Origin of the sequence: Aeromonas sp. LsrichE-8G, from assembly GCF_022869435.1 — a bacterium.
GTDB lineage: Bacteria > Pseudomonadota > Gammaproteobacteria > Enterobacterales > Aeromonadaceae > Aeromonas > Aeromonas caviae.
In genome coordinates this window covers 19,697-29,926 of sequence record NZ_JALIHH010000014.1, presented here as the reverse complement: position 1 = coordinate 29,926, position 10,230 = coordinate 19,697, and the positions used below count along the sequence as shown (strand labels likewise).

The 10,230-nt window shown below is 62.7% G+C and carries 8 protein-coding genes and 1 pseudogene; 8 read left to right on the top strand and 1 reads right to left on the bottom strand.

Going from position 1 to position 10,230, the window contains the following annotated elements; translation table 11 throughout:
- A partial coding sequence (locus MUW49_RS04380; protein WP_202904331.1) for a transposase occupies positions 1-83 on the top strand: 83 nt, incomplete at its 5' end.
- Between the two features lie 57 nt (positions 84-140).
- Here MUW49_RS04380 and MUW49_RS04375 read toward each other — a convergent pair.
- Positions 141-1,610 (bottom strand): annotated as a pseudogene (locus tag MUW49_RS04375) (methyl-accepting chemotaxis protein); the annotation flags it as partial.
- 128 nt (positions 1,611-1,738) lie between these two features.
- Between MUW49_RS04375 and MUW49_RS04370 the strand changes: the two are divergent.
- From MUW49_RS04370 to MUW49_RS04340, 7 genes are all read left to right on the top strand, one after another.
- Positions 1,739-2,194, top strand: coding sequence for a YchJ family protein (locus MUW49_RS04370; RefSeq protein ID WP_080989954.1), 456 nt, complete (start codon positions 1,739-1,741; stop codon positions 2,192-2,194).
- A gap of 221 nt (positions 2,195-2,415) precedes the next feature.
- Positions 2,416-4,095 (top strand): anaerobic glycerol-3-phosphate dehydrogenase subunit A, encoded by a 1,680-nt coding sequence (gene glpA / locus MUW49_RS04365; RefSeq protein WP_069785654.1) that lies wholly within the window; start codon positions 2,416-2,418, stop codon positions 4,093-4,095.
- Positions 4,085-5,365 carry a glycerol-3-phosphate dehydrogenase subunit GlpB gene (glpB, locus tag MUW49_RS04360; protein WP_052815434.1) on the top strand — a complete coding sequence of 427 codons (1,281 nt, stop codon included), beginning with the start codon at positions 4,085-4,087 and terminating at the stop codon, positions 5,363-5,365. The genes glpA and glpB overlap by 11 nt, the downstream gene beginning before the upstream one ends.
- A 51-nt stretch (positions 5,366-5,416) precedes the next feature.
- The gene (glpC, locus tag MUW49_RS04355) at positions 5,417-6,619 is read left to right on the top strand and encodes an anaerobic glycerol-3-phosphate dehydrogenase subunit GlpC (RefSeq protein WP_052815435.1); all 1,203 of its coding nucleotides are present in this window, start codon (positions 5,417-5,419) and stop codon (positions 6,617-6,619) included.
- A gap of 816 nt (positions 6,620-7,435) precedes the next feature.
- Positions 7,436-8,881, top strand: a complete 1,446-nt coding sequence (gene nrfA, locus MUW49_RS04350) for an ammonia-forming nitrite reductase cytochrome c552 subunit (protein ID WP_052815436.1) — start codon at positions 7,436-7,438, stop codon at positions 8,879-8,881.
- 51 nt (positions 8,882-8,932) lie between these two features.
- Complete coding sequence (nrfB, locus tag MUW49_RS04345; protein ID WP_052815437.1) at positions 8,933-9,526, top strand: cytochrome c nitrite reductase pentaheme subunit; 594 nt, start codon at positions 8,933-8,935, stop codon at positions 9,524-9,526.
- Positions 9,523-10,203: a 4Fe-4S dicluster domain-containing protein gene (locus MUW49_RS04340; protein ID WP_052815438.1), complete on the top strand. Its 681-nt coding sequence runs from the start codon at positions 9,523-9,525 to the stop codon at positions 10,201-10,203. The genes nrfB and MUW49_RS04340 overlap by 4 nt, the downstream gene beginning before the upstream one ends.
- Positions 10,204-10,230: the final 27 nt, after the last annotated feature.

Genomic DNA, 10,230 nt, shown 5'->3' with positions numbered 1-10,230 from the left:
GGTCACGCTCTTACTTTGCGGGCTCTTGCGGCGGAGCACCGTTGGAGGTGATCAAGCAATACATTCAAAACCAGCGGGGCTGACGCCCCGGCGAAATTCCCCTCCCACCTACGTCGGAGGGAGTCCCCTTTCGCATTTAAGATGGTGCCGACCGCCGCCACCATGCTGTCCAGGGAGCTGGCGATGTGGCTCGCCTCCTGCACCGTCTCCTGGCTGCGTGCCTCGCTGGCCTGCATCACCTCCACCGCCTGTTTCACTCCGCCCTGCAGGCGCTGGAGCATCTCGTTGATCTCTTTGGTGCTCTGCTGGGTACGGCCCGCGAGGGATCGCACCTCGTCCGCCACCACCGCAAAGCCGCGCCCCTGCTCGCCCGCCCGGGCCGCCTCGATGGCGGCGTTGAGGGCCAGCAGGTTGGTCTGATCGGCGATGCCGCGAATGACCTCCACCACGGAGCCTATCTTGCCGGTCTCGTGGGCGAGCTGCTCGATGACCCCGGCCGCCACATGCACTTCGTCCACCAGCCGGTTGATGCTGCCGATGGCGCTGTTCACCACCCCCCGGGCCGCATCGGACTCGCGGGCCGCATCGCTGGTGGCGCTGGCGGCGTTGGAAGCGCTCGCCGCCACCTCCTGGGCGGTGGAGCTCATCTCGGTCACCGCGGTCACCACCTGATCCGTCTCCTTGCCATGGCCCTGCATCTGCCTGTCCGCATGCTCGCTCAGGCTATGCAGCCGATCCACGGCCCCCAGCAACTGGTGGCTGGTCTCCCCCACCTGGCTCACCACCGACTGGATCCGCTCGACGAAGCGGTTGAAGGCGGCGGCCAGCTGCCCCACCTCGTCCTTGCTCTGCACCTTGAGGCGCTGGGTCAGATCCCCGTCCCCGTCGGCGATGTCATTGAGTGCGGCAACCGCATCCGCCAGCGGGCGGGTGACCCGGTTGCCGATCACCACGGTGGCCGCCAGGGTCACCCCCAGGATCACCAGGATGAACAGCACCCCGGTTTTCAGGGAGCCATACATGGTCTCCTCCCGCTCGCTGCGCAGGGTGGCCAGCTCATTGTCGATGTCGTCGATGTAGAAGCCCGTGCCCACGACCCACTGATACTTGTCGAGCACCAGATTGAAGGAGAGCTTGGGGGCATCCCGCCCGATAGAGGGCTTGTTGGTCCAGTACTCCGAGAAGCCATCTCCTTCCCGCGCCGACTTGATGATCCCCTGAATGAGGAAGGCACCCTTGGTATCCTTGTCCTGCCAGCGGTTCTTCCCCTCCATCTCGGGCCGGGTCGGCAGCAGCACGGTATTGCCCTGATAGTCGTAGACGAAGAAGTAGCCGTCGCTGCCATAGCGCAGCGGCCGCAATATCTCCTTCACCTGCTGGCGCACTTCGGGGCTGTCAGGCTTGCCGTAGCTGCCCTCGATGGCCGTCTTGGCCAGCATCAGATAACTGCTGAGCAGCGCCTTGCGCTCCTTGATTGCCCTCTCCCGCGCCACCACCAGATCCGATTCCAGATCGCTCCTGGCCACCAGGTAGTTGCTGAGATTGACCACCAGGGCCATCAGCAGCACGGGGATGGCCCCCAGTAACAGGATCTTCTGCTTAAGTGTCATTGTGTCACCCTTTGTGCTGTGTTCATTGCTGCATGATGTCTGCCTAAACGGCATGGGAAGCTGGCCGAAAGGGAAGTGCGTTCGCTACAATCCCGCCACCTTCAATTATCGACCAGATGAGCTGACTCATGAACCTATGTCCTTGCGGTTCCTCTCTTTTTCTTGCCAAGTGCTGCGGTGTACTCCACGCAGGTCAGCCCGCCGCCACCCCGGAGCAGCTGATGCGATCCCGCTACAGCGCCTTCGTGCTGGGATTGGGAGAATATCTGGTACACAGCTGGCACCCGGACTATCTGAACGGGCTGACCGCGGCCGACCTCTCATCGACCGACACCCGCTGGGATGGCCTCGAGATCCTCACCAGCCAGGGCGGCCCCGATGACACCCTCGGCATGGTGGAATTCAAGGCCTGGTTCCTGGAAGGGGACGAACGTCACTGCCTCCATGAGCGATCCCGCTTCGTGCGCCATCAGGGGCGCTGGGTCTACACCGACGGCGAGCAGGATCCGGCGCCGCTGCGGGTGGGGCGAAACGACCCCTGCCCCTGTGGCAGCGGCAAGAAGTTCAAGAAGTGCTGCGGCTGAGGTTTCCCCCACGCCGCCCTCTGGCCAGCCCCCGGGCTGGCCTTCTCCCCTCCCGTCATGCTTTCCCCTGCCCGCCTCGACGGTGACGTGAGGTTCATCACATTTCGCTCATCGCCTCACACTTAATGAGCGTTTACGAACATTAATTTGGCCCATATCAAACATTTTACGTCGTGAAGGCGCCACACTGGCCTTATCTGGAAGAGATGAGACGGGCAAGAATGAAAAGAATCACCACACAAGTCGTCATCATAGGGGGTGGCGCCACCGGCGCCGGCATCATGCGCGATTGCGCACTGCGCGGCATCGACTGCATCCTGCTTGAGCGGGACGACATCGCCGCCGGCACCACGGGCCGCAACCATGGCCTGCTTCACTCCGGCGCCCGCTACGCGGTGACGGATCAGGAGTCCGCCCGCGAGTGCATTCAGGAGAACCGCATCCTCAAGCGGATCGCCAGCCACTGCGTCGAGGACACCGGCGGCCTCTTCATCACCCTGCCGGAAGATGACATCCATTTTCAAAATACCTTCATGGACGCCTGCGCCCTGGCGGGCATCGACGCCCGCCAGCTGGATCCCGCCGAGGCGCTACGCCTTGAACCCAACGTCAACCCGGCGCTGATCGGCGCCATTCAGGTGCCGGACGGCACGGTCGACCCCTTCCGTCTGGCTGCCGCCAACGTGCTGGATGCCAAGGAGCACGGCGCCCGCATCTTCACCCACAGCAAGGTGCTGGGGCTGCTGCGCACCCAAGACAGAGTGCACGGGGTCAAGGCGATCAACACCCGCACCGGCGAAGCGTTCGAGGTGGAGTGCCAGGAGGTGATCAACGCCGCCGGCATCTGGGGCCAGCAGATCTGCGAGTACGCCGATCTCGGCATCCGCATGTTCCCGGCCAAGGGCTCCCTGCTAATCATGGATTACCGCATCAACCAGCTGGTGCTCAACCGCGCCCGCAAACCGGCGGACGCGGACATCCTGGTGCCGGGCGATACCATCTCCCTCATCGGCACCACCTCGAGTCGCATCGATTACCACAAGATTGACCAGCTCACCGTCGAGCCTGAAGAGGTGGAAGTGCTGCTGCGCGAAGGGATAAAACTGGCCCCCATCATGGCCCGCACCCGATTGCTGCGCGCCTATGCCGGGGTTCGCCCGCTGGTGGCGGTGGATGGCGACGAGTCCGGCCGCAACATTAGCCGTGGCATAGTGCTGCTGGATCACGCCGAGCGCGACGGGCTCAAGGGCTTCAACACCATCACCGGCGGCAAGCTGATGACCTACCGGCTGATGGCAGAATGGGCCACCGACTTGCTTGCCAAGAAGCTTGGCAACAGCAAACCGTGCCGCACCGCTGAACTGAGCCTGCCCGGCTCGCGGGATCCGGAGAAGGTCTCCGCCCCCGGTCTCTCGGTCCCGGCTGAAGGCTCGGCCCAGTACCGTCACGGCGAGCGGGTCATCGCCTTTTTCCGCGACAATCCCAAGGCCAACGCCCTCATCTGCGAATGCGAGATGGTGACCGCAGGTGAAATCGAATACGCCCTGCGCGAGCTGGATGTGGACAACCTGGTGGATCTGCGCCGCCGCACTCGTCTGGGCATGGGACCCTGTCAGGGGGAGCTGTGCGCCTATCGCGCCGCCGGCCTGATGCAGGAGTACGGCAAGGCCGACGGCCGCCAGGCTTGCGTCATGCTGCGCCAGTTCCTGGAGGAGCGCTACAAGGGCACCCGCCCCGTGCTGTGGGGCGATGCCCTGCGCGAAGCCGAATTTACCTACTGGATCTACGAGGGGCTGTTCGGCCTTGGCGAGTGGACGGCCCCCCACCTGGTGGCCGAGCCCCCCTTCCCGCAAGACGCCAGCACCGCCAATCCCACCAAGGAGCGCAGCCATGAAATTTGACAGCATCGCTATCGGCGGCGGCATGGCGGGCCTCTCCGCGGCCCTGCGCCTGGCCGAGGCCGGCCAGAAGACCCTGCTGATGGCCTCCGGCCAGAGCGCCCTGCACTTCTCCTCCGGCTCGGTGGATCTGCTGGAGAGCGAGGGAGATCCCCGCGCCGCCCTGCCCGCCTTTATGGCCGCCAACCCCGAGCATCCCTACAGCAAGGTGGGGCTGGCCCATATCGCGGCGAGCCTCGATGATCTGCAACGCCACTGCGCCGCCCAGGGCTTGCCGCTGTTTCGCCAGGAGCGCAACCACCAGCGGCTGACCCCCATCGGCACCCTCAAAGCCACCTGGCTCTCCCCCGACACCTGCGCCTGCGTGACCGATGCACCGGCCCCCGACGCCATCCTGCTGGCCACCCTGGAGGGATTTCGCGACTTTCACCCCGAGCTCGCGGCAGCGAATCTCGCGACCCACGCGCGCTTCGCCCACTGCCGCATCCTGACCGGGGAAATTCGGCTGCCCCAGCTGGCCGAGTTCAGCCGCAATCCCCACGAGTTTCGCTCCGCCGACATCGCCCGCCTGTTTGACAAGCAGGGCAATGGCCAGCATGACCTGCTGACGGATCTAGCCCGCGAGATCAGCCGCATGGTGCAGGAGAGCGGTGAGCCGCGCTGCCGCCACCTGGTGCTGCCCGCCTGCCTGTCGCTGGGGCTGGTCGGCCCGCGCCTGACGGAGCTGGAGCAGCGCACCGGCTGCATCATCAAGGAGGTTGCCACCATGCCGCCGTCGCTTATTGGCATGCGGATGCAGGAGGCCCTCAAGCGCCGCTTCATGGCCCTTGGCGGCACCTTCCTCACCAGCGAGCGGGTGCTGGGCGCCCGTTACGACGGAGATCGGGTCATCGGCGTGCACAGCCAGAATGGCGACGATCAACTCTTTGAAGCGGATAACTTTGTACTCGCCTCCGGCAGCTTCTTCAGCCGCGGGCTGGAGTCGCGCCTGCGCGGCATTCGTGAGCCCATCTTCAACGCCGACGTGCTGAGCCTGCCCGAGCGCGACGCCTGGGCCGGCCGCCGCCTGTTCGACCACCACCCCTTCATGGGTTTCGGGGTCAAGACCGACGACAAGCTCAGAGTGCTGCGTGGCGGCAAACCGCTCGTCAACCTCTACGGCGCCGGTAGCGTGCTGGCGCACTATGACCCCATAAAAGAAGGGTCAGGCTCAGGCGTGGCCGTTGCCACCGGCTGGCAGGCTGCCGGTCATATTTTGAGTTCAGCCCAATGACGATTTTGTCCCATATCCCGTGCCTTCACACCCAACGGGAGGAGAACTGACATGCTACTGGATCATGCCAACCAAACCTTCGATCAGTGCATCAAATGCACCGTCTGTACCGCCTACTGCCCGGTGGCCAAGGCCAACCCGGCCTACCCAGGCCCCAAGCAGGCGGGCCCGGATGGGGAGCGGCTGCGCATCAAGAGCCCGGAGCTCTTTGACAGCGCCCTCAAGTACTGCACCAACTGCAAGCGCTGCGAAGTGGCCTGCCCGAGCGGGGTGCGCATCGGCGACATCATCGCCAAGGCCAAACACCAGTACAGCGGCTTCAAACCGGGGATCCGCGAGTTCGTGCTCTCCCACACCGACCTGATGGGCAGCATGTCCACCCTGATGGCCCCGGTGGTCAACTTCACCACCGGCCTCAAGCCGATGAAGCTGGTGCTGGACAAGGCGCTGGGGGTCTCCTCCCACCGCGACCTGCCCAAATACTCCCAGGGCACCTTCCGCGGCTGGTACAAAAAGCAGAAAGCGAGTCAGGCCCGCTTTACGCGCCAAATTGCCTACTTCCACGGCTGCTACGTCAACTACAACCACCCGCAACTTGGCAAGGAGCTGGTGCAGGTGCTCAACGCCATGAACATCGGCGTCCAGCTGCTGGAGCGGGAGAAGTGCTGCGGCGTGCCGCTGATTGCCAACGGCTTCATGGACAAGGCCAAGCAGCAGGCGGCCTTCAACATCCAGCAGCTGGAGAACACCCTGCTCGGCAACGAGATGCCGCTACTAGCCACCTCCTCCACCTGCGGCTTCACCCTGCGCGACGAATACCCCCACCTGCTGGAGCAGGACAACCACAAGGTGCGCGATCGCATCTCGCTGGTGACCCGCTTCCTGTGGAACGAGTTCTACCAGGGCAACAAGCCGGCGATGAAGCCGCTCAATCTGCACATCGCCTACCACACCCCCTGCCACATGGAGAAGATGGGGGGGGTCATCTATACCCTGGAGCTGCTGCGCGCCATCCCAGGGGTCAAGGTGACGGTGCTGGACTCCCAGTGCTGCGGCATCGCCGGTACCTACGGCTTCAAGTCGGAGAACTACCAGACCAGCCAGGCCATCGGCGAGGGGCTGTTTGATCAGATAAACCGGCTCAAGCCCGATCTGGTCATCACCGACTGCGAAACCTGCAAATGGCAGATCGAGATGAGCACAGCGTTCCGCTGCGAACACCCCATCCACCTGCTGGCCCAGGCCCTGGCTTGATCCCCTTGCCACGCTAGGCCAGACGGCCCGCTCGGCAAAGAGGCCGACAAGCAAACACCAGATGGAAAAAGAGCCGGCAAGCGCCCAATGCTGTTCACTTAAGAGAATTTGAGTTCCAGTCTACGTAGTATCAGGACAAAAAATCGAGGGAGGCATGATGCCTCCCTCTTTCTATTGCAAGCCCCGCTGGATAAAGGCTGGAGGAAGATCGACTGGACACAGCCTTGCCCCCTCAACTCAAATCCAATTTATGAATAATCAGTCAAAAAAGTGCTTATCTGAACAGCATTGCGGCAAGCGCCGGCTCTTTTTACTGGATCATCGTTCGAATAGGCCATGGTATCCATGGACAATCCTCTGATTGAATCCGGCAATAAGGGGATTATAATGACTCCCTCCCCTAAAGTTAATAATGCATATATATACATTAGAAATTTTCTATCCCTAAATGAATACAGCTCGCGCCATTTGACGCACATTTCCTTGCCGGACGCGGGCTGGCGGGCAACTGAGCCCACTGTCGCCAGACAACAGCGTTAACAATGGTGCAATAAGTTGAGTTTCCTCATAATTTAACCGGGATCTCATTTCCGCTTGTTGCCGGCTCCGCCAATTGATCTAGCGCAATCCCGCTCCCGATAAATCATCATTCGTTTTACCCATTTGGTAATATCCAGCTCGAGCAATCGCATAAATACATGGGTTTTATTCACTAATAACAATTAATCGGCCTGCCTGCTCCTGCCTAGTGCGGGGGCTGATGCCCACATCCAGGATGGAACGGTCAGGCTTGGCAATGAGATCGATTTGGGAGTGATGATCGTGAGTTCACACAACAGACAGACCAGGCTGGGCCTCGCCGCCCTGCTGCTTACCACCTGCCTTGGCACCAGCGGCTGGGCACAGGCGGCCGACGAGGCACAAAGCAAGGGCAAGATCGAGGCGCGCAGCGAGCTGTTCGCCAAGGATCACGCCGATCAGTTCACCAGCTGGAAAGGCACCAGCGAGAGCCGCGAGCGCACCGACGCCCTGGCGGAAGATCCGCAGATGGTGGTGCTCTGGGCCGGCTACCCCTTCTCCAAGGATTACAACAAGCCGCGCGGCCACTTCTATGCGCTGACCGACGTGCGGGAAACCCTGCGTACCGGCGCCCCCAAGACTGCCGAAGACGGTCCGCTGCCCATGGCCTGCTGGAGTTGCAAAGGCCCGGACGTGGCCCGCGTCATCGACGAGAGGGGTGAGGATGGCTACTTCAAGGGCATGTGGGCAAAAGGCGGACCGGAGATCGTCAACACCATCGGCTGCGCCGACTGCCACGACACCGCCTCGAAAGAGTTCAAGGAAGGGAAACCCGCCCTGCACCTCTCCCGTCCCTATGCCGACCGGGCCATGACCGCTATCGGCAAGCCGTTCAAGGAGCAGGGGCGCTTCGATCAGCAGTCTCAGGTGTGCGGCCAGTGCCACGTGGAGTACTACTTCAGCGGCCCCACCAAGGCGGTGAAATTCCCCTGGGACAAGGGTACGACTGTTGAGCAGATGGAAGAGTATTACGACGAGATTGGCTTTGCCGACTGGACCCATGCCCTCTCCAAGACCCCCATGCTCAAAGCCCAGCACCCCGAGTACGAGACCTGGCGCGCCGGCATTCACGGCCAGAACAACGTCGCCTGCGTCGACTGCCACATGCCCAAGGTGCAGAACGAACAGGGCAAGGTCTACACGGATCACAAGGTAGGCAACCCCTTCGATCGCTTCGATCAGACCTGCCGCAACTGCCACACCCAGAGCAAGGAGATGCTGCAAGGGGTGGTCAAGCAGCGCAAGGACGCCGTCACCGAAATCAAGCTCAAAGTCGAGAAGCAGCTGGTGCACGCCCACTTTGAAGCCAAGGCCGCCTGGGATGCCGGCGCCACCGAGGCCGAGATGAAGGACATTCTGCAGGACATCCGTCACGCCCAATGGCGCTGGGACTTCTCCATCGCCTCCCACGGGGTGCAGATGCACGCCCCGGAAGTGGCGCTGCGCATGCTGGGAACCGCCCTGGACAAGGCCGCCGATGCCCGCACCAAGCTGGCACGCCTGCTGGCCGCCAAGGGGATCAGCCACGAGATCGCCATTCCTGACATCTCCAGCAAGGAGAAGGCCCAGGCCGCTCTTGGCATGGACATGAAGCAGATGAACAGCGACAAGGCCCAGTTCCTCAAGACCACAGTCCCCGCCTGGGATGCCGAGGCCAAAGCGGCCGGACGGCTCGCACAATGACGAGGCATGCGGGCCCCCAGTGTCGGGCCCGCAGCCGGATGGAGGCTTCCTATGGGTGATTTAACAATGGATTTCTTACGACTGATGCTGATGGCAGCCATGCTGCTCACCAGCCTGCAGGGCCAGGCGGCCGATGCGGCAACCGCCCCGGCACCGACTACACATGAAGTGGAATTTCTGCGCAGTGCCGACAAGGCCTGCACCGACTGCCACAAGGAGCAGGTCGAAGGCATGCACGGCAAGCACGGCCAGGCGACCAACCCCAACAACCTGGCGCCGGTAACCTGCACCAACTGCCACGGTCAACCCTCCCCTCAACACCGGGAAGGGGTCAAGGACGTGATGCGCTTTAGCGACAGCTTCAATAACAAACAGAGTACCGAGAGCTACCCCATCGCCGAGCAGAACGGGGTCTGCATGAGCTGTCACGAGCCCAAAGTGCTGCGCGAGGCGCTCTGGGCCCACGACGTGCACGCTACCAAGCTCACCTGCACCAGCTGCCACCAGCTGCACCCGGCCAAGGAGCCCATGGTGGCGATTCCGGAGAAGTCCCGCATCAAGCTCTGCGTCGACTGCCACAGCAAGCAGCATGAGGTCGTCAAGGCGGCCAAGGCGAACACCACCTCGGGCAAGGAGGCACCATGAGCTGCTCTCGCCGTCACTTCATGGCGGGGATGAGTGCGGGGGCCCTCATCATGATGACAGGGCCGACTCGCTCCCTTGCCACCCCCCTCGCCCACAGCCAGACCATCGACGGGGTACGCTTTGGCATGATCCACGACGAGACGGCCTGTATCGGCTGTACCGCCTGCATGGATGCCTGCCGGGAGGTGAATCAGGTGCCAGAGGGGGTCTCGCGCCTCGAGATCATCCGCTCCGGCCCCATCGGCACCTTCCCCGATGCCGAGTACCACTTCTTTCGCAAGTCCTGCCAGCACTGCGACAACGCTCCCTGCGTGCACGTCTGCCCGACCGGTGCCTCCCATATCCGCAAGGAGGATGGCATCGTCGACGTCAACCCGGATCTTTGCGTCGGCTGCATGTACTGTCTGGCCGCCTGCCCCTATCAGGTGCGCTTTATCAACCCTGTGACCAAGGTGGCCGACAAGTGCGACTTTTGCCGCAGGACCAACCTGGCGGCGGGCAAGGAGCCGGCCTGCGTGGAATCCTGCCCCACCAAGGCGCTGGTGTTCGGCAATCTGGATGACCCGGACAGCCCCATCGCCAAACGGCTGGTAAAGGAGACCACCTATCGCTACAAGCAGGCACTCGGCACTTCGCCCAAGATGTACCGCGTGCCCAAAGGGGAGATAAAGTCATGACGATGCAAGAGGCATTTCACTTCCCTT